At 36.8% G+C, this 25181-nt stretch carries 23 protein-coding genes and 2 tRNA genes; 4 read left to right on the forward strand and 21 right to left on the reverse strand.

All coding sequences use genetic code 11. The annotated features are described in order from the left end of the window. Positions 1-245 precede the first annotated feature (245 nt). The gene (pssA, locus tag T344_RS0108515; RefSeq protein ID WP_004624481.1) at positions 246-785 is read left to right on the forward strand and encodes a CDP-diacylglycerol--serine O-phosphatidyltransferase; all 540 of its coding nucleotides are present in this window, start codon (positions 246-248) and stop codon (positions 783-785) included. A gap of 201 nt (positions 786-986) precedes the next feature. Here the strand turns inward: pssA and T344_RS0108520 are convergent, their stop codons facing one another. From T344_RS0108520 to dnaA, 21 genes are all read right to left on the reverse strand, one after another. Further along, positions 987-2741, reverse strand: coding sequence for a class I mannose-6-phosphate isomerase (locus T344_RS0108520; RefSeq protein ID WP_027628354.1), 1755 nt, complete (start codon positions 2739-2741; stop codon positions 987-989). Between the two features lie 36 nt (positions 2742-2777). After that, positions 2778-3695: an ROK family protein gene (locus T344_RS0108525; RefSeq protein ID WP_034860834.1), complete on the reverse strand. Its 918-nt coding sequence runs from the start codon at positions 3693-3695 to the stop codon at positions 2778-2780. Between the two features lie 72 nt (positions 3696-3767). After that, positions 3768-6374: a glycoside hydrolase family 38 N-terminal domain-containing protein gene (locus T344_RS0108530; protein WP_027628356.1), complete on the reverse strand. Its 2607-nt coding sequence runs from the start codon at positions 6372-6374 to the stop codon at positions 3768-3770. Positions 6375-6404: 30 nt separating this feature from the next. Continuing rightward, positions 6405-7232: a carbohydrate ABC transporter permease gene (locus T344_RS0108535; RefSeq protein ID WP_027628357.1), complete on the reverse strand. Its 828-nt coding sequence runs from the start codon at positions 7230-7232 to the stop codon at positions 6405-6407. Positions 7233-7234: 2 nt separating this feature from the next. After that, positions 7235-8155 (reverse strand): carbohydrate ABC transporter permease, encoded by a 921-nt coding sequence (locus T344_RS0108540; protein WP_027628358.1) that lies wholly within the window; start codon positions 8153-8155, stop codon positions 7235-7237. Positions 8156-8285: 130 nt separating this feature from the next. After that, the gene (locus T344_RS0108545; protein ID WP_027628359.1) at positions 8286-9590 is read right to left on the reverse strand and encodes an ABC transporter substrate-binding protein; all 1305 of its coding nucleotides are present in this window, start codon (positions 9588-9590) and stop codon (positions 8286-8288) included. 221 nt (positions 9591-9811) lie between these two features. Next, the gene (locus T344_RS0108550; protein WP_027628360.1) at positions 9812-11017 is read right to left on the reverse strand and encodes an ROK family transcriptional regulator; all 1206 of its coding nucleotides are present in this window, start codon (positions 11015-11017) and stop codon (positions 9812-9814) included. 155 nt (positions 11018-11172) lie between these two features. Further along, positions 11173-12150: a 2-hydroxyacid dehydrogenase gene (locus T344_RS0108555; RefSeq protein ID WP_027628361.1), complete on the reverse strand. Its 978-nt coding sequence runs from the start codon at positions 12148-12150 to the stop codon at positions 11173-11175. Positions 12151-12199: 49 nt separating this feature from the next. After that, positions 12200-13171 (reverse strand): serine hydrolase domain-containing protein, encoded by a 972-nt coding sequence (locus tag T344_RS0108560; RefSeq protein ID WP_051571690.1) that lies wholly within the window; start codon positions 13169-13171, stop codon positions 12200-12202. Between the two features lie 392 nt (positions 13172-13563). Continuing rightward, a tRNA-Ser gene (locus tag T344_RS0108570) sits at positions 13564-13655 on the reverse strand. 43 nt (positions 13656-13698) lie between these two features. Beyond that, positions 13699-13789: transfer RNA gene (locus tag T344_RS0108575), tRNA-Ser, on the reverse strand. A gap of 133 nt (positions 13790-13922) precedes the next feature. After that, positions 13923-14690 (reverse strand): hypothetical protein, encoded by a 768-nt coding sequence (locus T344_RS0108580; protein WP_027628363.1) that lies wholly within the window; start codon positions 14688-14690, stop codon positions 13923-13925. A gap of 41 nt (positions 14691-14731) precedes the next feature. Further along, positions 14732-15265 (reverse strand): DUF4446 family protein, encoded by a 534-nt coding sequence (locus T344_RS0108585; RefSeq protein ID WP_027628364.1) that lies wholly within the window; start codon positions 15263-15265, stop codon positions 14732-14734. A 167-nt stretch (positions 15266-15432) separates the two neighbouring features. Beyond that, entirely contained in the window at positions 15433-16275 is an 843-nt protein-coding gene (locus T344_RS0108590) for a ParB/RepB/Spo0J family partition protein (protein ID WP_027628365.1), read from the reverse strand. Between the two features lie 5 nt (positions 16276-16280). Then, complete coding sequence (locus T344_RS0108595; protein ID WP_027628366.1) at positions 16281-17054, reverse strand: ParA family protein; 774 nt, start codon at positions 17052-17054, stop codon at positions 16281-16283. Between the two features lie 295 nt (positions 17055-17349). Continuing rightward, on the reverse strand, positions 17350-19278 hold the full coding sequence (gene gyrB, locus T344_RS0108600; protein ID WP_027628367.1) for a DNA topoisomerase (ATP-hydrolyzing) subunit B: 1929 nt from the start codon (positions 19276-19278) through the stop codon (positions 17350-17352). A 30-nt stretch (positions 19279-19308) separates the two neighbouring features. Beyond that, on the reverse strand, positions 19309-19578 hold the full coding sequence (gene remB, locus T344_RS0108605; RefSeq protein WP_004623400.1) for an extracellular matrix regulator RemB: 270 nt from the start codon (positions 19576-19578) through the stop codon (positions 19309-19311). Between the two features lie 71 nt (positions 19579-19649). Next, positions 19650-20765 carry a DNA replication/repair protein RecF gene (recF, locus tag T344_RS0108610; RefSeq protein ID WP_027628368.1) on the reverse strand — a complete coding sequence of 372 codons (1116 nt, stop codon included), beginning with the start codon at positions 20763-20765 and terminating at the stop codon, positions 19650-19652. 29 nt (positions 20766-20794) lie between these two features. Continuing rightward, the gene (gene yaaA, locus T344_RS0108615) at positions 20795-21007 is read right to left on the reverse strand and encodes a S4 domain-containing protein YaaA (protein WP_027628369.1); all 213 of its coding nucleotides are present in this window, start codon (positions 21005-21007) and stop codon (positions 20795-20797) included. 38 nt (positions 21008-21045) lie between these two features. Beyond that, positions 21046-22146, reverse strand: coding sequence for a DNA polymerase III subunit beta (dnaN, locus tag T344_RS0108620; RefSeq protein WP_027628370.1), 1101 nt, complete (start codon positions 22144-22146; stop codon positions 21046-21048). Positions 22147-22392: 246 nt separating this feature from the next. Beyond that, complete coding sequence (dnaA, locus tag T344_RS0108630; protein ID WP_027628371.1) at positions 22393-23715, reverse strand: chromosomal replication initiator protein DnaA; 1323 nt, start codon at positions 23713-23715, stop codon at positions 22393-22395. Positions 23716-24378: 663 nt separating this feature from the next. Here dnaA and rpmH point away from each other — a divergent pair. The 3 genes from rpmH (at position 24379) to yidD (ending at position 25178) form a co-directional block, all read left to right on the forward strand. Continuing rightward, on the forward strand, positions 24379-24513 hold the full coding sequence (gene rpmH, locus T344_RS0108635) for a 50S ribosomal protein L34 (protein WP_004623422.1): 135 nt from the start codon (positions 24379-24381) through the stop codon (positions 24511-24513). A gap of 102 nt (positions 24514-24615) precedes the next feature. After that, positions 24616-24981 carry a ribonuclease P protein component gene (gene rnpA / locus T344_RS0108640; protein WP_027628372.1) on the forward strand — a complete coding sequence of 122 codons (366 nt, stop codon included), beginning with the start codon at positions 24616-24618 and terminating at the stop codon, positions 24979-24981. Further along, complete coding sequence (yidD, locus tag T344_RS0108645) at positions 24963-25178, forward strand: membrane protein insertion efficiency factor YidD (protein ID WP_027628373.1); 216 nt, start codon at positions 24963-24965, stop codon at positions 25176-25178. The genes rnpA and yidD overlap by 19 nt, the downstream gene beginning before the upstream one ends. Positions 25179-25181: the final 3 nt, after the last annotated feature.

Below are 25181 nucleotides of genomic sequence, written 5' to 3' on the forward strand. Positions count from 1 at the left end.
CATAAATTAATTAGAAACAATCTATAATTTTTAAAGATAATAAACCTTTTCAAATTTGTTACGTATATTATATAAAGTAACAATTAACTTGTTAATTTTAATATAATTAATTATAATCTATAATATATACATTTATAGACTAATACAAGAATATATTTATTTTTTTATCAAGCTTTCAGTATATACATGGGTGGGGCACTAATGACAATATAAAATAATTTGTTTGGAAGTAGAGGGTGGATTCATTGAAAAACAAGATTAAGCATTCATTACCAAACCTTTTAACCTTCATTAATCTTTCTCTTGGTATAATTGCATTGCTCTTTTCCATAAAAGATGATCTGATACAGGCCTCTTTATTGGTGATGGTAGCTGCATTAACCGACAGATTTGATGGAAAGGTAGCCAGGATGCTTGACAGTACAAGTGAATTGGGAAAAGAGCTGGATTCACTTTCAGATTTGATTTCATTTGGTGTGGCACCAATTATAATCGCCTGGAAAATAAGCTTTTTCAATTTAGGCATTATCGGATATCTGCTCACTGTGTTGTTTCCTATTGCCGGAGCTTACAGGCTGGCAAGGTACAACATTACTACATTCAATAATGTATTCTGCGGCGTTCCCATTACAATTGCCGGTGCTTTTCTGTCAATAATAAATCTTTATAACAGTTTTTCACACATTAGACACAGTTACAGCAATATAAACACCATAATCTGCGCTGTAATAATAGTTTTATTATCCTATTTAATGGTTAGCAAAATTCAAATCAAAAAGAGATGACAAAGAATTAAATTTTTTATCCACAGAATTTTGAAAAATTGCAGCTTAAATCCACATTTAAATCCCATTGTGTTGAAAAGTAAGTCCGGGAGATTTCTTTAAGCCCGATTTAGCAGGAAAAAACCCTTAAGCGCTCATTGCATAAGGGTTTTCATTTTCTAATAAATATTTATCATTTATAATATGGTTTAAGTGTAGGATTTAAGTTCTCACATAAGCTTTTATAGTTCCTATGGTTTTACCCTCCGATTCACCGCAGGGTCTGATGGTATACTTTCCGACAGATGCCGGAATTATAAAGGTTTCGGCATAATGCACCTTAAACGGTTCAAATCGGCCGTCAGCAGATTCAACAACTGCTTCCCTGCCCTCAACAAGGTTAATAACATTTACTCCGCCATTTGTATCATGACTTACGGCCGAACTGAACCAGTGTCTCCGGGTTTCTATAAACTCCCTTTCATGAAGCCCCGTCCTCTCCTCTTTCCATCCATCACCTTCGGACAGGATCTCGATTTTGTTTATAAGGTTTTTTTCTACCCACTCTGTGTTCCGGTCAAACTGCAGAACAGCCTTGCCATGCTCCAGATGTATTGGGCGGGGTTTTCCGTCCAGCCCCAGCCTTCCCCAATCCCACAACTTAAAGGTAAAAATAAATGGAGTTGAGGAAATCTCCAGAACCATGGTATTATCCCCCGAACAATGGGCCGTACCGGCAGGTATCAAGAAATGGTCATGTTTCTTTGCCTTGAATTTATTAACATGCTTTTCTGCCGGGAAGTCCATAATGCCTTGCTGGGCTTTTTCCAAATCGCTGAAAAATTCTTCCTTTGAAGTGTCTGCTCTGACTCCGAGGTAGACACAGCCATCCTCTTTCGCATCCAGAAGATAGTATGATTCGTCCTGAGTATAATTCATTCCGAATTTCTCCTGGATATACTCGGTCAAGGGATGAACCTGCAAAGACAGGTTTTGCCCTCCCATTGTATCCAGGAAATCGAACCGGATAGGGAATTCTGTCCCGAATCTTGCATGCACCTTGTCACCAAGGAGTTCTCTGGGATATTTGAAAACCAGGTCAATAGACGGAATCTCAGCAATAATTTCCCCAACCTTTAACAAAAGGGAATTTTCTTCAGGTACACAGTCAAAGCACCAGGCATAGTTTTCAGTGTCTCTTTCCAGATCACAGATATCTTTCATCCATTGCCCGCCCCATACTCCCGGGTCAAAGAAGGGAACAACTCTGAAGGGCTGTCCTGCAGCCTGTCTGAGCCCTTGAATGTAGGCCTCTCCCGTTATCATTTTGGGGTTATTTCTCAAGTTTGTGTCCAGAACATAATTAAAGGAATCCATCCTTTCCTTTTTATATCTGTCGGCAATGCGCCATTCGAAGAAGAAGCCTCTTTTATATTTAACAAGCGCATCATCCTTAAAATTATCATGCTTCCAGTTGGATATCTCACCGGAGCGGTACCGCTGCTGGATCTCCCAGCGTGCCATATCCGCATATATATGAATATCCGGTTTAACAAGCAGGCAGGCTGCAACACCATAAACCACTATCCTGCCCTTGGCCTCGCTTATTTTTCTGCTGACTTCGTTTAGTTTATCAGCATTAATGAAATCCTTAAAGTTCAAGTGGCACATGATGCCGAATACGCGGTCATCTGTCATATACTCCGCTATTTTATCGGTAATATATTCATTTGTTTCAAAGATATCCTCATCAGTGAAAATGATTAAATCACCCTGCAGTTTATCTATAATATTCTCCTTGAGTTCTTCAGTCCTTACCGCGGGGTAGAAATCCACGGCAATAATGGTCCTTTCACCCTTTAGCCCACCCGCGGCACGTAGAACCTCACCGACAATATTGCCGTAACCCTGCCAGCTGTGATTATTTTCATAACCTTTAACTTCTATATATGGCTGCTTATTATAATTTGATTTCATCTTAACCTCCATGTCCCGTTATGTGCCTGTTCAATGTCACTGCCCCCGGCTTAAACTCCGGTAAAGACCCATCAAGGTACTTTTTGAAGTATTATGAGTCAACCGTATATCAACTTTCTCAGCTTTGCAGAACTCCTCAATCTGCCGGCCAAAGAATTTAAAGCTTTTGACTATTTCCCCGCCCAGGATGATGCAATCGGCTTTAAATCCACTGATAAACGGGGTAAATGCCTCATACAGGTCCCGCCCAAATTCTTTGAATACCAGCAATGCGGCTTCATCCTGCTTTATAGCCCTGTTATATAGTTTCCTTCCATCCTGGGAGTCTTTAAAATATTGAGCCGCGATGTTTGCCAGTCCTCTTGCCGAGATATAATCATCAATGATACTGGACTTAAAATTTGTATTATAGATCCAGCCGTTTTCCGGTACTCCTTCTCCGGTCCCCACCAGCCTACGGTCTATTGAAAATGCCGATCCTGCTCCGGTCCCTATGCACAAATGAATAATCCGGTTATACCCTATACCCTTGCCATAGAAAATTTCACCCAGCGCAAACGCTGCTATATCATGCATAAATATAATCTCTGGTTCTTTATCCATAAGAGACGATAAATATTCATCCTCTCTTATGCTGCGGAAGAATTCTTCCCTTAAGTTAATATTATAAATACTGTCATATTTGCCAATTCCTCTTATAAAGCTAATACCGCCGGCATAATCAAATGGCCCCGGGAAAGCCAGCCCTATTGCCTTTATATTAATTTCCGGATCTGATATTTTTCCCGCCAAATCTTTAAAAATTGCCGAGAAATTGGATATAATAGTATCTTTATCTGCGTAGGACTGTGCATTATAAGAAAATATTCTATCAAACATGATGTTGCCGGACTCATCTATGATTCCGCATTTTACCGAGGTTCCGCCAACATCCAACCCCAAATAATAATTCATTTTTTCACCCCTGCGTAATTGGATAAAGACATGCCTCTTCCGAAACCCAATCCAATTTTTTATTAAATGTCATCACTGAAAAGCTACAAGCAAATGGGAAAGTGCACAAGGTGGAATATTCACATTGACCTTATTGTCTATAACATTTATTTCTAAAATTTCCTCACCTAAAACGTTTACAAGGCAAGCCCTTAAAATTTTCTTTCCCGGAAGGCTAAAGCTGTATTGACCTTCTGCCTCTGTCATATTTTTTAACATAACAATCAGACCGCCCTCTTTTTTTGCAGGCCTTATCAGTATTGGTACAACTCCTTCTCCGCAGCCCTCAAAAAGCTTGCCCCTCTCCACCTCTTTGCAGCTGACGGCAGCATTGATGACAAGCGGTTCATTTGCCAGCTGTCCAAGGTTGTATGCATTTATCGCATCAAATTCCTTAAAAGGTGTCATTTCATAACTGAGCTGAATAGGCCCCGGCTGGCTGATCCAGAAATTGGTGTCCCAGTAGTTGTTCATAGGCCAGGCTAAAAGCAGGGGATTTTCTTTTCGTTCAATGCTTTGGCTTTCTCTGCCGAAATTGAAATCTCCGATTTGTACCATCGGCGCATCAGGACAAGCCAGTACTATACCTTTTTCGTCATCATATATTGAGACCGTCTGATCAACAGTCACCCAATCACGGCTTACCTTGCCCAATTGCTCCCTATCGAGTTCAATGAAGGTTCCGGCGGTATCAAACCGGCTTTTCCAGCCGCCGTTGATATTTAAAGGAAAAGCAAAATATATTCCTTCAGGTTTGGTAAAGTTCTCCTTCTTCATGTACGCCTTGAATTTAATTCTTGAGTGCAGCGTGGAAAAAGTTATTTTTTGCTTAAGTGCCTCAACGCCTTCTGCCTCAAATTCCATAACAAAAGAAACAGAATTTGCCTCTTCTTCTATATGCCATTTCAATATTCTCTCGGCACTTTGCCTCCTGCCCTTCCAATTGTGGTTCCAAACGCTCACACTTCTGTTGCCCAGTTCCACATCCCGGGGGAAAAACGTAGACCTGTGTTCTTCATTATAAAGAGGGTCTATAGTTTCTCTGACATATTCAAACAAAGTCCACTGGCTGTTTTTGTCCAGCATGGCCCAATCAGATGATAAATCGTACAGCTGTTCAATCCTTCCTGTTGCGGGATTAAAGGTCATGCGGTAATACGGTGTCTCAATACTGTTCCCGGTTATCTTATAACCTTTAGCCTCAGCCGGCTTGGCTGCTCTTTTCTGCTCCAGAACAGAAAACGGTATTTTAGTCCAGGAGAAAGGTGGAAGTTTTTCAGTGCCGAAGTACTTATAATCTTCATCCTTTGAATTATAGGGCAGTAATCTTTTCATACGTATTGCAGACAGGTGCCTGCCTTTTTCCAGAAAAGTCTCCGGAACCTTCAGCTCTATTTCCTGCTCGGTACTCGAAGTGTTAACAACAATTATTCCGTCAGGCTGGTCTGATTGAAAAGCATTCTCTGCCAGCTGCTCTGCCTGCCTTCCCAGCAAATAAGCCGATAGATCGGCAGCTTTATAGGCCATTTGAGATTTATGCATTCTCTGGGAGTATACCTCTTCATCATCAGGATCACTTATTGATTGAGATGCTCCCCAGGTATGTTCGTCAAACATGACAGCATTAATATAGGCTTCATCCTTCGCCCTGTCGTAAAATGCCCCCGGACTGCCTGAAAAAGCCTCCAGCAGTTCAGCTTTCCTTATTGTCTCCTTCGCTCTGCGATTAACTCTTGTCTCTTTTGCAGAACTTCCGCAGCCAAAATTCCAGTAATCCGTCCAGTCCCCCTTATGGACCGGAATGTCATTTTTATTAATACTCAATACTTTTTCCCTCAGCATCTCGGGAGTAACAAATCTTACTGTATATTCATGCCCTTCCTGATTATACTTGTTAATCAGCTCAGCCAGTCCGGCATCAGGCGAATTGTTATCATACAGGGGAGGATTGGTAGCAGTTAAAAACGCAAAGTCATAATTATATCCGCCTTGCTCAAGACGATTTACATAATCTTTTATACCTTTATCCATTAAACCGGTATCTGACAGGGAAGTATTTAAAAATTGACTGAACAGTGAATAATGTTCTCCCAGGAAAGTAAGCAGTTCACGCCTGTCGGGCGTCTCCCAGCGAAAAACGGCAGGTCTCTTGAACGGTATCCCGCCAAAATGAATGTTTATCCCGGTAATATAAAAATCAATTCCGCTGTCCAGCAGCATTTGGCTCATTGTCCAGGGCTGACCGTTAACATCATGGTTTATGGCTGTACTGATGGGTATATCCAGGCATTTGCTCAAATCAGCCGATAATTTCAACATATAATCCATTTGAGCGGTATTGCATAATGGTGTAGTATGCATTGGCATGACTGTTACACTTATCTGTTTATCTTTTATTAACTTTTTAAACTGAGCTTTTCTTTCATCGGTTGCTGTTTGAAGCCATTTCAACACCGGATAGGTCGCTTCGCATGTCCATCTGAATTTTGATTCCTCCGGATAATTCGATGTGCTTAAACATAAATCGATAGCTTGATCTATATAATCTCTCTGCAATTCAAGCAATAATGTCTGTGGATGTGTATACCCTATATCAAGGTGGCTATGGTGCATACATAATATCTCTTTTATTTTGGACATATAAAATCTCCTTTGAATGAAAATGTGGGATTACCCTTTTACACCGCCTGTTGCAACCCCCTCCAGAATCCTCTCCGAAAATATAACGAATATTATCAGGATCGGAACCGTGGACAGTACAGATGCTGCCATAGCAAGGTCCATAGTGCTCAATAGGTTCTTTGTATATTTTACTATTATCAGTGGAATGGTCTTATACGCTTCACTTTGCAGGAAAATGAGGGGCATGAAGAACTGGTTCCAAACTTGAACCGACATGATTATGCAAATTGAAAATACAATGGGTTTGGCCATAGGGAACATAATCTTGTAAAATGTTTTCCATTCGCCTGCTCCATCGATAATTGCCGCTTCATAAATCTCATTGGGCAGATTTGCAAAGAAATCGGTCAGCATAAACACCGGCATGGAAATTCCTGCTGATAATATCAATATAACAGAAGCATGATTATTGATTAAGTTAAGGTTCTTCATCAATAAAAATATTGGAACAATACCAAGCTGAACAGGGAACATCAATCCTACCAGAAAGTATATCCTTGTGAACTTTCTAAATTTAAATTTATATCTGCCGATGCCATATGCCGTCATTGAAGATAACAACGTTATTAAAATCAGGCTGAATACAAGTATTACGGCACTATTCAGAAAATACCTGTAAAAATGGTCATTAACAAATAACTTTTTAAAATTGTCAAGATTTAATTTTTTCGGCATGCCGAAGGTGTTGGACAGAATATCCTGTCTTGTTCGGAATGAATTATATATCATGTAAATTAAAATAGAGAATGTAATCAGAGAATAAATCCACATTAAGCCCTTGATTACCAAAGCCATAAATCCTTGATGTTTATTCATTCCTATTCCTCCTTCCGGTATACTATTAACAGCTGTATTAAAGCAATTATAAAAATCATAAGGAATAATACACACGCAATAGTCGTACCCATACCCATGGAATTCTGGCTGATGTTGCCGCCCAGTGGATTAGTATCACCAAAGGCCATACGGTAGAAGAATAAAGACATGACGTCAACGTTTCTTTCTATACCGCCCGATGTTCCTCCAAGGAGATAACTAAAATCAAATATCGTCATTCCGAAAATATAAGATATCAGCACCATATTAAGTATGGTAACCTTTATTTGTGGTAAAAAAATTGTTATAAGTCTCTTCCAGAAGCCCGCTCCATCCAAATATGCAGATTCCAGGCAATCTACAGGCACCATCTTCATTGCACCTACAAAAAACATCATCCCGACTCCCATTCCGGCCCAGGAGATCATAATCCAAACTATATACATTCCAAACTCAGGTATACCCAGCCATGGTTTTGTCAAATGACCTTGCCCTATTGATTCCAAAAACTTGTTGACTACTCCGATATTAGCATCCAATAATAAGGTAAATATAAAGATAATTACAGGAGTTGAAATAAATTGTGGAGAAAATATCGCTACCTGGAAAAAGCTCTTCCCTCTGACCTTACTGTATACCATATAAGCCATAATGATTTGAACGGGAATGACAAATATAACTGTTAATATAAAAATCATTAAACTGTGGGATAGCGCATTCCAAAGTTGTGATACCATATCTTTGTTGTTGAATAATTCAATATAATTATTGAATCCGACAAATGTTTTTGGTCCTATACCATTCCAGCGGTACAAGCTGATAACAGCTGCTGCTGCTATGGGGTAAATTACCAGTATGGTGTATAAGATAAACCCTGGTGCTATAAAAAGAAGATACGGCCTTTTTTTAAAAAAAGAAAGCAATTTGAACAACTCCCTCTGTCCTTCGAATATAAATAAATGACCCTCAAATACCAGGAGAAATCATTTATTTATATTCTTTAGTTAATGTCAATTAATTTTTCGATTATTGCCGGGGATATTTGGTATTTAACTATTTTGCACTACTTTTTGCTATTTCATCTTTAATCTTTTGAGCAGCTTCTTCACCTGTCATTTTTGAAGTCATCAGTTTAGGTAAAATATCGGCAAGTAACATGTCCTGAGGTCTGGCAGTTTCATCGGCAACTCCTGAAAGTACGTGGTAAATATTATTACCGACCTGGTCATATTCCGCCATCTCTTTTACAGATTCATCCTTTGGAGTAAGATCTTTTACGAGAGGAATAGCACCTAAATTATTTTCAAATATCTGTTGTGACTCTTTATCATTAAGGAACTCAATATACTTGACTGCCTCGTCAGGGTACTTGGTCTTTGCTGACACAGCATAAGTATTATAGTTACTTGGGCCGCTCTGCGAATAAAGCACTCCGTCCTTTGACGGCAAAGCAAATCTTCCTACATTAAAGTTGACACTTGCGAAAACCTGATTATTCCATGTACCGTCAACAAGCATTGCAGCTTTCCCGTTTGTAAATGCCAACTGGGCACCTGCTCCGTCTGTAGCCGCAAAATCTTTTCCCAGATAACCTTTTTCGGCAAAGCTGCGGTAAATATTAAATGTGTCGATCAGGTTTTTATAATCGGTATCTGCCTTGTGCTCCTTTATATTCTGCAGGACATCATTAGCCAGGGTCGGTGCCAGTACCTGCATCAGCCAGTATCTGTCAAAATCACCCTTGCCGCCGAATGATATTGCTGTTTCTCCTTTGTCTTTAAGTGTTTTTACTATATTCTCAAATTCTCCCCAATTCTTTGGCTTATCAAGACCATATTTTTGGAAAATATCTTTGTTATAGTACATTATGGCATAGTCAAAAAATGAAGGGAATGAACAATAAATCTTACCATCTACGGTTGCATATTCTATTGACTGCTCGGGGAAACGGCTTGAATCCAGTTTATAATCATCTAAAGGCAGCAGGAAGCCTTGTTTTGCCATCTCTGCCATCTTTGTTGATTTATTACCCTGTACCCAGAATAAATCAGGCAATGAATCGGATTGTAAAGCTACATTAATGGAATCAAAACTGCCCGAATACTGGTAATCCAATTTAATATTGGGGTATTTCTTGGTAAATGCTTCATTGATTTCATTAAACGAAGCTTCAAGAATAGCCTGGTTGTCTGTATCTCCCCATATCTTGAGGGTTACCGGCTGACTGCTTTTTTCAGCTGTGCTTCCGCTTGCTTCTGTGGAATTCGCACTTTGCTCACTGCCGCACGCAGTTAAAAATGACACTGATAAAACCACTACCAATAAAACCATACTAAGTGCTCTGTAGAATTTCTTCATGATTTTTCCTCCAAAAATTATTTTATTAATTAAATGACACTTAATCTTGAAAGAAATAAGGTAAGCACTATCTATCAGTAATATATTCTTTCTTAAAAAAGCCCCATTTATTAATTCGTAATTATACTTTTTTCATTGCATTAATTAAGTTTTTGAATTTATTGGGTTTTAAGGATTTATAAATTTAAGATACATATTTTTTAATGCTTTGCAAAATTAACCTACGCTTTAAATATTTCCTGTAATGCGATTACTGCCCCTCCCAATGCTCCCTGCACATCTCCAAAATCCGTCAGGACAATTTTCATATCATAATGCGGAGGAAATTTCTTCGCTTTGACATGTTTGATTATCATATCTTTATAAAGGTGGCACTTATTGATAAAATTACCTCCCATAACTATAACTTCTGGGCTGTACAAATTCACTATATTTGTTATAGCTACGCTCACACATCTGGCACCTTCATCAATGACCGTCCTTGTAAGAGTATCATCCTTTTTTAAGGCATCTATCATCATATCGATACTTATGTCGTCAATATCTTTAACCTGCTGCTCTATTATTGATTTTCTACCTTTTTTAATCTCACTTTTAACTTTATCCAATAACGCAACACCTGATGAAATTGTTTCCAGACATCCGGTATTACCGCATTTGCACAATTTCCCGTTAATATCGATAGACATGTGACCGACATTGGCAGCTCCATCCTTAAAGCCGCGGAATAATTGGTCGTTTATTATAACTCCGCCGCCTATACCGATGTCATATATATTCATGGCAAAAAGATTTTTTACATCACTTACATCCCCGTACCAATGTTCCGCAATAGCAGCAGCATTAGTGTCTTTCTCAAAATAAGTAGGTATATTCAATTTATCCTGAATAAGATTTTTAATGGGAACGCTGAACCATCCGGGGAAATTCGGAGGGTTGACCATTATGCCTTCCTCCCTGTCGTAAGGACCTGCTGATACCAAACCAATACCGCAGATTTTTTCCTTTGCTATGCCTGACCGGGCAATGATCTTTTCTATTAAATCTATAATCCTGGCTATTACCTTCTCCTGGCCTTCAGAAATATTAGTATCTGCTTCAAGTCTCTCCACAATTTCAGCTTTAAAATTTGTGAGAATGCATGTGATTTTTACTACATTTAATTCTATACCGATAGCATAGCCTGCCTTGGCATTTAATTGCAGGAAAACCGGCCTTCTTCCGCCGTCGGATTCACCCTTTCCGGTTTCAATAACATATCCGCCCTCAATTAGTTCATGGATTATATTAGTCACTGTGGATTGGGTCAAACCCACTTCATCTGCAATAACTTTTCGTGAAGCCGACACTTTCTCCCTTATATAATTCAGAACAACTTTTGAGTTAATAATTTTCATTCTTTCATTATTTATGTTTTTTGATTTCATTTTTATCAACTCCATATTTCCACAGTTATTCCAAATTCAAAGGACTTACTTTTTCCATTGAATTAAGTTACTTAAATTATATAAATCTTTTATTCTAATGTCAATACCCAAATGCTCAAAAGTTTACAAAAGACCGCAAAGCCGCGCAGGTTTCATTATTTATTTTGCGTGCTGCTTTTCTTTTGGTCTACTCTATTTATCGGCTGTCCTTTTGAAAAAGCACAGATATTATCCTGGATCAATGATACTAAACGTTGTCTTGTTTCTAACCCACGCCATCCCATGTGCGGAGTAATGATAACATTATCCATTGTATACAATGGGCTTGCATCATTTAATGGCTCCACTTCCTGCACATCTAATCCTGCACCTGCAATTACATTATTCTGCAGCGCGTCAATCAATGCTGCTTCATCAATTAATGCTCCTCGCGCAGTATTGATTAAATATGCTGTTGGTTTCATCATTGCCAGTGTTTCTTTATTGATCATATGTCTTGTTGCTTCATTTAAAGGACAATTCAGAGAAATAAAATCGCTTTTCCTTAAAATATCTTCATTTGTTGCAAAGTTAATTTCCTCCATATCTACTCTGGGGGTTCTGGTAGATACTAAAATTTTCATGCCCAGTGCTTGCGCAACCTTGATTATTTCCTTTGCAATATTTCCATAGCCGATAACTCCAAGTGTTTTACCGTTCAATTCCACATGGTCTACCATTAAGTGTTTATGGAAATTATCATGATTTCCTTCCGAAAGCATACGAATCTGTTTTTGCATTGAGCTTGCCAAATTTAAAATCAAAAGAATTGCTGTATGTGCTACTCTTTTACTACTATAAGCGGGAATGTTACATAACAGGATTCCCTTTTCGCGTACTGCATCCAAATCTATATTATTGTATCCGGTTCCGGCTTCACAAATCATCTTTACACTATCGGGAAACTTTCTAATAATGTCACCGCTGACTTTCATTTCTTTCGTTACAACTATTGTAAAACCATCCACTCTCTCCAAAATTTTATCTTCAGGTGTTTCGTCATAGATTACCACTTCAGATGCAATTTGTGAGTAATCAATGTTCCCATCATAATTTACAAGACCGGCATTCAATACCACCGTTTTATCATTCATAATTTTGTCTCCTTTTGGTATTGTTAATTACTAATTTGCAATGGTAACTTCAATTAATAGATTTAAAAATATACTCACGAAAATATTGCATTGGTTTCATCGTATCGCTATAATTTTCGCTGACAAAAACAGCCACCATATCATATTCCGGAACGATGATGATAAACTGACCAAATAAGCCCATAGCAAAATAAAACTGTACTTCCTTATCTTCTTTCGCACTGATACTTGATACCCACCATTGATAGCCATAATGCCCGATAACCGGATATGTTAAGAATCGAGGGATCGTTGACTCTGTAATCCAGTTTTGAGGTAAAATTTCTATACCTTTAATAGTCCCTTTTTTCAGATAAAGATAACCGAATTTCAACATATCCTGTATCTTCATGCTCAATCCGTTTGCGCCGAGATTGATATTTTGTTTACTAAGCCAATGAGCATCTTTAATACCGAGCGGTGCAAACAAGTGTTCTTCAGCGAATTTACTTGTTGTTGTGCCGGATACTCTTTGTATGATGGCTGATAGTAGATGGGAGCAGCCTGAATTATAGTTCATTTTTTCGCCTGGATTTGCTTCCATTTCTCGATCAAAGATGAATTGAATGATATTTTTACTGTATTCCATCGGGGAGAAGTAATTCCATTCGCCAAATTCAGGCCAATCGAGCCCCGCACTCATAGTCAGTAAATGATAAAGCGTAATATGCTGTTTTCTTATGTCACTTTGATTCGATAGCACGTCTCCGAAGAATTCAACTATCGGGGTGTTGATATCCTGTAAAAGCCCTTGCTTCATGCAAATACCAATTAATGCAGATGTAAAGCTTTTTGTACTTGAATTGATGTGATGAACGCCGTTTTCAGCCTTTTTGTTTTTATAGTACTCAAATATGATATTTTCGTTACGCATCACAAGGCTGCAGAGAATACCATCCTTTTTCATGCCTCTTCTCATATTTTCTAAAATAATATTATTCATACCGCTTGCTTGCGGATTAGCATTTGAAAATGCTATCATACATTTTATCCTTTTTCTCTGTATTTTTTTCCAATCTGTAAGCTTTTTCCCGTATTTCCTGTGCAGGAAAACGTCCCGCGCCCATGAGCAATTATATGCCTATTCATTAATGGATTCTCCGAATAATTCCTGATTCCTGTATGTTATAAAAGTAAATTTACCTCTATTATACCTTGCCAGAGCAAAAAGAAACAGACAAACTTCTTGCCTACAATATTAAAAGGGCAATAAATATCATAGGAACAAAGAAATTAATAGAAGCAATGCAGGGATAAAAAAGAGGAAACTCTTTTTTATTGAAAAATTATATTGAAAAAAGCCCGCAAACGCACTAAAATTTTATATATAAAACGCTGAAAAGCCTGATAAAATCAGGCTTTTCAGACAAATTGTGGCGGAGAAGCGGGGATTCGAACCCCGGCTAGAGTTACCCCTACTAACGGTTTAGCAAACCGTCCCCTTCGACCTGCTTGGGTACTTCTCCATTTACTTTAAGCTGACTCATTTAGAGCCAGCTTTTATTAAATTGGCGGAGAGAGTGAGATTCGAACTCACGGTAGGCTCACACCTACGCCGGTTTTCAAGACCGGTGCCTTAAACCAACTCGACCATCTCTCCAGGTCATCGCGTCAGCAACGAACTTAATTTTACAATGAATCCGACTATTTGTCAACACTTTAATTGCAGAAAACTTGTAAAAAGAACCGCTGTAATAATTACCAGAGCTCACTTTTATGCTTTTCCTGCCTTATTACCCCATTACCTTTTTATTCAGCGCTTTCATATCTTTAGTAAAAGAACTTTTAGGACAATTAATGAAAAACTCTCCTATTGTTTTTTTTACACCATCAATATTTGAAATTTTATAATATGAGTTGGCCATATAATAGTATGCATCATCTACGTAATATTCATTCTTTTCTGAGAATTCTATGGCCCTGGAAAGGTTTAATATTGCCTCGGAATAATTTTTCTTTCTATAATTTCCATACCCCTCCCTGTATAAGAGCAAAGATGCTTTCGAATAACTCTCTTTTGCCAATTCATTATACAACTGCAGTGCACTGTTACTGAGGTAAGCAGTATTTATATTGAATTTCAGATTTACCGCACAGCTTATATAATCTTCTTTAATATAGTCATCCTGAGCTTTCATTAACAAATCGGCAGCACCGGTTGCATTTTTGTATTGTGTTTGAATATCGCTGCTTTTTTCTTCTTCAGCTGCCAGTTGCTGTTCTGACTGTAACAGTTTATTTCTCAGAGCATCAATTTCCGATTTAAGTCTTTTATTTTCTTTAACAGCACTGTTAAAGTCGGTGACTGCATTTATCTTTGCCTTTTCCTGTGATGACAGTTTGTTTTGATATTCACTTATGTTATTTTGAAATTTAACCTGGCTATATGCAGTCAGTAACAATACTATGAATGCACCAGTAAATAAAATCAACGCATACATCCATATTTGCTTCTTTTCGTTTTTACTTTCCTTATTATTTGTAAATAATTTAAAGTTCATATTCCGAATGGCCTCCATATGCCTTTTTGGCATAAAACACGCTATAACTGAGCAGTATAATTTCTTTCAATATTGGTTTTCTTGGCAATATCAATTGCCTGTATCTCTTCAGCAGACAGTGTATACTTGGATTTTCCCAGAGTAACGGGTTTTGCATAAGTTGAGGAGCTGTCTCTTGCATATATTCCGCTGATTATAATACCGGAATCGTTATTATCCAGCAGAGCAATTGAAAAGCTGAGATCACTTCCTACATTATCGAATGCATTAAACCTCACTATACCCACTTTTTGTATGCATTGTATTAGGTATCTTTCAATTTCATTAATTTTCAGTTCAATATCCCTATTCCTAGAATTAACCGAATTAACACTTTCAAGGCAGTTTTCCAAAAGCTCTTCCATATTTCTGTCACTTAAGCCATTCATAAATCTATTATACTTTGTCCTGATCCTATTTGTTTTTTTAATATTGGCTATAAGCATAAAACAATTAATTATTAGAATAAAGAAGGCTATTGCAAACAAAATCAAAATCTCAAATTGCAAATTTAAAATATTATTTATAAAATCCATTTTTTCATTACTCCTCATGTCTCTAACTTACTAAAAAAATCCTATTTTTTTAGTATATAGTCTATTTGCCCACAATTTCGGTTTTAAGGATAAATTTATCTTTATATACAAATATCATTTGCTTCGTTTTAAAAATGCATTAAAACGAATTTTAGAAGGCCGTTTTTTTAACGGCTTTTGTAAAAAAATTCTAATAATCTTTCAAGTTCATCATTTGAATAATACTCTATAGTTATTTTACCTTTATTATTATTTGCTTGTAATTTTACTTTAGTACCCAAAATATTTTTTAACCTATCTTCAACAAACTTAAAATCTGGATTCTCAACAACTTTTTTCTTTTCACTTTTATTTTGGAATAACTTTTTTATATAATTCTCAGTTTCCCTTACACTCAATTTATTTTCAATAATATATTCCGCAGCCTTCAGCTGAATTTCAGGGTCCTGTATAATAACCAGTGTACGTGCATGTCCACTTGTTAAATCACCGCTTACAATATATTTTTTTACATCTTCGGAAAGGCCGAGGAGGCGAAGAGAGTTTGCAATGGCCGGTCGGCTTCTGCCTATAGTCTCAGCTATTTGTTCCTGAGTCATATCATACTCATTCATGAGGTGAAGGAAAGCATCTGCTTCTTCAATTGGATTTAGATCTTCCCTCTGAAGGTTTTCAATCAAAGCTACTTCCATTACCTGTTTATTTGTAAATTCTTTTATTAATACGGGTACTTTGCTTAATCCGGCAAGTTTGGCCGCACGCCATCTTCTCTCACCGGCAATTATTATATATCTGTTATTATCTTTTTTTACTATTATTGGTTGGATTATTCCGTGTTGTTTTATTGAATCTGATAATTGAACTAATTTTTCATCATCAAAATATTTACGGGGCTGCCCCGCATTTGGCTCTATTTCATTAATCCTTAGTTCTATTATTCCTGTCTCATCCTCTGTTGCTTCATTTGATATAAGTGCACCGAGACCCTTACCCAGACCCTTTTTTACCATACTCTTTATACCACCTCTTCAGAATACTCTATTACTTCTTCTGCTAATTCAATATAGCATTCAGCTCCCTTTGATTTTGCATCATACAATATTATAGGCAACCCAAAACTGGGAGCTTCACTTAGTCTCACATTTCTTGGTATAACTGTTCTATAAACCTTATTTCTAAAATATTTTTTAACTTCATCAACTACCTGTATTGATAAATTTGTTCTGGCATCAAACATTGTTAATACAACACCTTCTACGTCCAGTTCAGGATTCAGGTGTTTTTGAACCAGTTTAACAGTGTTCATTAATTGGCTTAAACCCTCCAACGCATAATACTCGCATTGGATAGGCACCAAAATAGTATCAGCTGCAGTTAGAGAATTTAATGTGAGAAGTCCTAATGACGGCGGGCAGTCGATTATAATAAAATCATATTCTTTTTTTATGTAGTACAACGCTGCCTTTAATCTGTTTTCCCTTGATATCACAGATACCAGTTCAACTTCTGCACCCGCAAGTTGTATATTGGATGGACACAGCATAAGATTGTCGATACAGGTTTTAATCAAAGTGTTTTCAATCGCTTCATCATTAATAATTACATCATATACTGAATGCTTAATTGATTTTTTATCCACCCCAAGCCCGCTTGTTGTGTTGCCTTGAGGGTCTATGTCAATAACCAGGACCTTTTTACCTTTATATGCAAGGCATGCACTTAAATTTACTGCTGTTGTTGTCTTTCCAACTCCACCTTTTTGGTTTGCAATGGCAATTATTTTCGCCAAGAAAATCTCACTCCTTATCGAGCAAACTATACTTTACTCATTAATCTCCATTTGAAAATTATATCATAGGGGAAATAATATTACAAAGAATTTAATTTAAATGTAAAATGTTTCACGTGAAACATTTTATTACTAATTTATTCTGATCCATTAATAAATATTCCTTATAGATCCGACTATAAATGTTTCACGTGAAACAAAAAACAAAACCTATTTCATATAGCACATAATTTATCAATGCTGATGAAATAGGTTATTTTTAAATAGATTTCTTCATATACTGTTTATCATAAAATTAGAAATCAAGATTTGTAACATCTTTTGCATGAAGATGTATATATTCTTTTCTCGGCTCTACCTTGTCACCCATAAATGTGCTGAATACCTCATCAGCAGCAATTGCATCATCCAGCTCAACCTTCATGATTGATCTGGTCTCAGGATTCATTGTTGTCTCCCACAGCTGATCGGGATTCATTTCTCCAAGACCTTTATATCTCTGAATATTAACATTGGGATCTTCTTTTCTCCAACCCTTTTCACGGCATATTTTTTCAACCTGCCTGTCATCATAGGCATAATACTCTTCTTTTCCCTTATATACCTTAAAAAGAGGCGGCATTGCAATATATACATGTCCTTTTTCTACCAATGGTCTCATATATCTAAAGAAGAAGGTAAGTAACAGCATTCTTATGTGTGATCCGTCAACATCAGCATCGGCCATTATTATAACTTTATCATATCGTAGCTTACCGGTATCAAATTCATCTCCGATTCCAGCTCCCAAAGCAATGATAACAGGTGAGAGCTTTTCATTGTCAAAGACCTTGTCAATTCTGGACTTTTCCACATTCAGCATCTTTCCCCACAGTGGAAGTATTGCTTGAATTCTTCTGTCCCTTCCCTGTTTTGCAGATCCACCTGCCGAATCACCCTCGACAATAAATATCTCTGTAACGGAGGGATCCTTTTCTGAACAGTCTGCAAGCTTGCCGGGAAGTGTACTAGTGTCCAAAGCACTTTTTCTTCTTGTTAATTCTCTTGCCTTTCTGGCTGCTTCCCGCGCTCTGGCGGCAGTTAAGCATTTTTCAAGAATAATTTTTCCCACCGAAGGATTTTCCTCAAGAAAACTTGATAGCTTTTCGGTTAAGACATTTTCCACCAGGGTACGAATTTCACTATTTCCCAGTTTTGTTTTAGTCTGTCCTTCAAACTGCGGTTCAGGAAGCTTTATGCTTATAACAGCAGTGAGTCCTTCTCTGACATCTTCACCTGAAAGATTTTTGTCGCTCTCTTTTATAAAGTTATATTTACGTGCATAGTCATTGAATACCTTTGTTATTGCTGTTCTAAAGCCGGTTAAATGAGTACCGCCTTCAGTTGTGGCAATATTATTTGCATAACTGAATACATTTTCATTATACCCGTCATTATATTGCATTGCTACTTCAACAATATTTGCATCCTTGCTGCCTTCCACAAATATAACCTTGTCATGAATTGTATCTTTTGTCTTATTAAGATACTCAACAAAGGATATGATTCCGCCCTCATAATGCAAATTTTTAACTATTGGCTCTTCCGGTCTTTCATCAATAAGAGTAATTTTTATACCCCTGTTTAAAAAAGCCATTTCCCTGTATCTTGTCAACATACTTTCAAAATCGAAACAAATATCTTCGAATATTTCCGAGTCAGGCTTAAAAGTAGATTTTGTACCATGATCCTCAGTATCACCAATTATTTCTACAGGAGTAACAGGTGCACCTCTTGAATATTTCTGCCGGAATATGTGGCCTTCTCTCTTTACTTCCACTTCCATACTTTCGGACAAAGCGTTAACAACAGAAGCACCAACACCGTGAAGACCGCCTGATACGCTATATGCACCCGTTCCAAACTTACCTCCGGCATGGAGGATAGTATGTACTACTTCAAGAGTGGATATTCCCATCTTTGGATGGGCACCGACAGGTATTCCTGTTCCATTATCAGTAACAGTAACAGAATTATCCTTATGCACAACAACTCTTATTTCGTCACACCGTCCGGCAAGGGCCTCATCGACACTATTTGCAACTATTTCGTATACAAGATGATGCAATCCTCTCAAAGAAGTGCTTCCAATATACATTCCCGGTCTTTTCCTAACGGCCTCAAGACCTTCCAAAACCTGTATCTGACTTTCATCATATGAATTTACATTATTAATATCACTCATGATGTTGTGTTTTTCGTCCTTTCAAAACATTTATACATTTGCAATCTCACTAATAAAGCTTGATCTCTTCTGAAGAGTAACTGATGATATGGGTGACAAATAGATCTTACTTTTTTTATCAGTTTCAGTTATAATAAAAGATTTCGGGAGATCTTCAGATATACTCTCAATAAATCCTTCCTCTTCAGCTATCTTTAAAAACTCCTTTGTATCCTTTGAAATTGTTGTAGTATCAATATCCATAATAGCAATAACATTTTTAATAGGAATAACTACATCTCCACCTATATGCAAAAACATTTCCATGTCCTCCCATGAACGTCTACCTTTAATTTTACATTATTAATAAATTTAATGCAAACTAACATTTTTTAAAATTCACCTGCTGCCCGCCCATCCTCAATTTTAAAATAAAAACATTTGTCTTTAAGAGTGTTTCTAAAATGAGCATCACTGGTGCAGGTAATAAAAGTCTGTACATTTGTTATACTATCCATCAGATATTTTTGCCTATTATCATCGAGTTCAGACATGACATCATCCAGCAGCAGTATGGGATACTCCTCAGTTTCCTTGTATATAAGCTCTATTTCAGCTATTTTAAGAGATAAAACGGCTGACCGCTGCTGACCCTGAGACCCGTATGTTTTAAGACTTTTACCGTTAATCAGTATATCATAATCATCTCTGTGCGGCCCCACAGATGTATATCCAAGGGCAATATCTCTTGTGAGATTTTTTTCCAATATTCTTACGTAGTTTTCAATTAAATCTTCCCTTTTACTATCGTCATTTGCCTGAAAACTGCAATCGTAATTAAAAGATATTATTTCCTTTTCAACCGTAAGATATTTATGTTGATTTTGAGCCAGCTTTGATAAGGTTTCAGAAAATTTCCGGCGGGAAATAATTATTGAGGCTGCAACCTCGGCTAATTTAATATTCCATATCTCCATTGTATCCGCAAGTGACGAATTGGTATCGATTGACTTTAACAGCATATTTCTTTGTTTAAGTATCTTTGCCATTAATTGAAGATCATAAAAATAAGAAGGTTTTATCTGACTTAGAGTTATATCTACAAACCTTCTCCGTTCCATAGGACCCTGCTTCACAATAAACAAATCCTCCGGAGAAAAAAGTACGGCATACAGGTTTCCCATAAGTGCACCTAATTTGTTAAGAGGAATTTCATTTATTTTTATCTGCTTTTTTTGGTCGTTGAAATATGAAATGTCAATTTCTCTATCCAGTCCGGAATTCACGACAAAGGCTTTTATATTATATGAATTGCAGCCGAATCTTATAAGTTCGGAGTCCTTTGAGGTCCTGTGTGATCTTCCGGAAGCGCATAAATAAATGGCTTCAAGGATATTAGTTTTCCCCTGGCCATTATCTCCATAAATAATATTAAAACGATCAGAAAATAAAATCTTAGTATCCTTGTGATTCCTAAAATTCTCTAAATCCAAGCTTTTAACAATCAATTGAGTACCTCTGTGAAACAAAAGTTACACTATTTCTGTACAACTTGATATTTTTTATCTTCAAATTCTACAATATCGCCGTTTCTCAGCTTTTTTCCACGCTGTATTTCTATATTCCCATTAACTTTGACAAAGCCGTCCAATATAAAGCCCTTAGCCATGGCACCGTTGTCAACTGCGCCGGCCCATTTTAAAAACTGGTCCAGTTTTATATATTCAGTACTTATCCTGACTTCTTCCATAAATCCTCCAACCTGTACCCTTAGCGGGTTTCAGGTAATTATATCCTTACAGCCTGAACCAGATATGCAAAATCATTATTATTTTCAACAACAGGTCTTAAGGTACATGGTGCGTTGGTTGTAATAAAATATATCGCAGCTCTGTCTTCATCAATTGCCTTTAACGCATCAATCAAAAATGCAGGATTATATCCTATTTCAAGATTATTCCCTTCAATGTCAACTTTTATCTCCTCACGGACAGCTCCCAGTTCGGCATTTGAGGTAATAACTATCCTATCATTGCCTATGGAAAGTTTCACCGGACTGTTCTTGTCATTCATGGATATAAGTGAAGCTCTCTCAAGGCTGGATTGAAATTCTTTTATATTTATTATTACCCTTGTCTCAAATTCCTTGTTTAACAAGCTGTTGTAATTCAGGAATTTTCCTTCTATGAGTCTTGAGACTATTCTCCAGGATTGGGCATCAAACACTATCTGATTGTTTGAGTTATAAATATAAACTTCTTCCTCACCTGCTTGAAGTATTTTAGATATTTCATTCAGGGTTTTACCCGGAACGATGACACTGAAATCATTAACATCACCTTCCAGAATTTTTCTCCGCAATGCAAGTCTGAAACCATCTATGGAAACTACTACCAGTTCCTTGTCCTTAACTTCAATAAGCGATCCGGTCAGAACGGGTCTGTTTTCGTCAGTACCTACTGCAAAAACTGTTTGTCTGATCATATCCTTTAATTTGCCTTGTGTCAAAGTTAAAACATTTTCTTTGTCAACATTGGGTAAAGCAGGATATCCGTTTGGATTGATACCTTTTATTTCAAAATGTGAATTTTCACATTCTACAATTACGAGATTATTTTCCTTAACTTCGATAAGTACTTCTGAGTCTGGCAATCGTCTTACTATATCACCAAAAATCTTTGAGTTGATAACTATGGAACCTGTTTCTCTTATATCTGCTTCAACAAAACATTCGATTCCTATTTCAAGGTCATTGCCTGTAAGTTTGAATTTTTCATCTGCATTTAAAAGTATACCTTCAAGTATAGGTAATGTGGTTTTTGTTGAAACCGCTTTTTGTACTATGTTAATACCGTTCAGTAAATTTTCCTTGGAGCAAATTATTTTCATGGGTACCTCCGTATTTATAAATATATTAAAAGATATTAAAGCAGTAATAATAGTAGTAAGGGCTGTTGGAACTGTGAATAACTTTTGAAAATCAGTGAGATCAAGTGTTTGCTTATGTTGATAATCTGTTGAATATCTGTACTGATTTATTAACAAAATAATAAAGTTATCCAAAACTCTAAGTTATACACAAACTTTAATCACCAAATCAACAAAAACTGTGAATAAAGTTTGAAATAAAAAGATTTAACCCCCAACTATATTCTTTTTTATATCTTCGATGGTTCTTCTCAGTTCAGCGCTGTTGGCCATGTCCTGATTTATTTTTTCACACGCATGGATTACCGTGGTATGATCGCGGCCGCCAAATTCATCTCCAACCTTCGGCAGCGACATGTCTGTCATTTCACGGCAAAGGTACATGGCAATCTGTCTCGGGAAGGACACGTCCCTGGATCTTCTCTTTGATTTAAGTTCGTCGGTCTTAAGGTGAAAATAACGGGATACGGCTTCCTGAATAGTTTTTGAATTTATAACAACCGCTTTACTGTTATTGAACATATCCTTCAAAGCTTCAATAGCCATATCAACATTTATCTTGTTTTCGGTAAGTGTGGAATATGCGATAACTCTGTTCATCGCACCTTCAAGCTCACGGATATTGGAAGCCACCTTGTCGGCAATGAATACCATTACATCATCGGGTACATCCAGGTTCTCCAGCTGGGCTTTCTTTCTGAGGATTGCAATCCTGGTTTCCAGATCAGGAGGAGCAATATCCGCAATTAATCCCCATTCAAATCTGGATCTGAGCCTCTCCTCCAGGGTAGTAATGTCTTTCGGAGGTTTATCACTGGAGATGATAATCTGTTTGTTGGCCTCATACAAAGCATTAAATGTATGGAAGAATTCTTCCTGGGTTCTTTCCTTACCTCCGATAAACTGAATGTCATCTATCAGAAGTACATCTATGTTTCTGTATTTGTATCTGAACTCTTCGTTCTTGTCATCTTTTATTGCGTTGATCAATTCGTTTGTGAATTTCTCGGACGATACATATAAAACTTTCAATGCAGGATTCTGACTTAAAACAAAATGTCCGATGGCATGCATAAGGTGAGTCTTGCCGAGACCAACTCCTCCATATAGAAAAAGAGGATTGTACGCTTTTGCCGGAGCTTCCGAAACAGCTAATGAAGCAGCATGGGCAAACCTGTTTCCATTTCCTATTACAAATGTATCAAATGTGTATTTAGGATTCAGCAGCAAACCGGAGGTATCTTCAGTATACTCCTGAGCGGCAGGTTTCACCGGTGTTTGGGATGGTGTTGAAAAATATATATTGTAATCCTTGTGGGTTATTTGTCTAAGTGCATTCTTTATAAGATAGGAATATCTGGATTCGAGAATTCCCTTTTGAAAATCCGCAGGAACTCCCAAAGTAATAGTACTTGAATCTATAGCCATAGGTTCTATGGTCAATATCCAAGTATTAAAACTGATTTCCGTCATTTCACCTTTTAATAATTCCAATGTCCGATTCCATACATCATTTAGTTGCACGTTCATGTTATTTCGCCCACCTTGGTTATTCATTAAGTAATTTATCAAGCGTATTTTTCATAGCCAACATAGCACACTGAATGCTTTTTGAAGCTGTAGATATATTTCAAAACAAAAAAATAAAAACCATAATAAAATATACACATATTCGGTGTATATAGGAGATCAGTATTGCTAACCCTGATTTATAGACTATTGCAGATATTTTGTAACTGATTCCTTAAGATATTATCGTTTTTCATCCTATGTAATACATTTTTGTGATTAATCTTTAGTAAAGTTGGAGCAATTCAAACATTAAAGATCAAAAGTTATTAACATCCAGAATGTTAATAAACACAGGTTATCAACAAGTATTATTAAATATATCAGAGTTTTGTGGAAAATTCAATACGAAAAAGCATAGATATCCACAAAAAATATTTTTTTATTGAGATATATCCACAGGCTGTCAGGTAAATAATAATTATAGTAACAAGATATTGAATATGAAAAATTGAATTCACCATATATTGATTTTTAAAAGTTTAAAACTAAAAAATTAACAAAAAACTGTGATTACAAATGACCTTGACAGTTTAAAAAGTATTAATATATAATAGGTTTGGTATCTTTAAAAGAAAAACACTTTTAAGTTTATATAAAGGAAACCAGAACGGGGGTGTACTAATGTTAAGAACATATCAACCTAAAAGAAGACATGCGAAAAAGGAACACGGCTTCAGAAAGAGAATGAGCACTGCTAACGGAAGAAAAGTATTAAGAAGACGCAGATTAAAAGGAAGAAAGGTTCTTTCAGCATAAGACCGCATAAATGTGGTCTTTTTCTTTAAAAGTGCGTTCGGAACTTGCTTCCGCCTCACACCTGCTATTCTCGATACAAACTAAACAATAAGGTAGTATGGTATGAGAAAAATTGTTACTTTGAAAAAAAATTACGAATTTTCTAGAGTATTTAATAAGGGAACATTTTATGTTGGAAGGCATATTACCGTATATGTCCTTCCAAATAAATTTTCCTCAAATAGAATTGGAATTTCAGTTTCAAAGAAGGCTGGAAAAGCTGTTGTCAGAAATAAAAAAAAGCGACTTATCCGCGAGAGCTATCGACACTATGAAGAATTTATAAAAAACGGATTTGATATAGTTATTGCTGCACGGGGAGACCAAACAGTTCCAAAGTACGGAGCATTGCTAAAGGAATTTAAGTACCTGCTTAAAAAGCTGCAGGTTTTTGATCAGGAGAAATACGATTGTTTAAAAAAGCTTTGATTTTACTAATCAGGTTTTATCAAAAGTTTATATCACCGCTTAAAATGAGGCCTACTTGCAGGTTTTATCCTACTTGCTCACAGTATGCCATTGAAGCTATAATGAAATATGGCTGTATAAAAGGCAGTTATATGGCAATAAAGAGAATATTAAAGTGTCACCCCTTCCACCCAGGAGGGTTTGACCCTGTGAAATAGATA

The sequence above is a fragment of the Ruminiclostridium cellobioparum DSM 1351 = ATCC 15832 genome (assembly GCF_000621505.1).
Classification (GTDB): domain Bacteria; phylum Bacillota; class Clostridia; order Acetivibrionales; family DSM-1351; genus Ruminiclostridium; species Ruminiclostridium cellobioparum.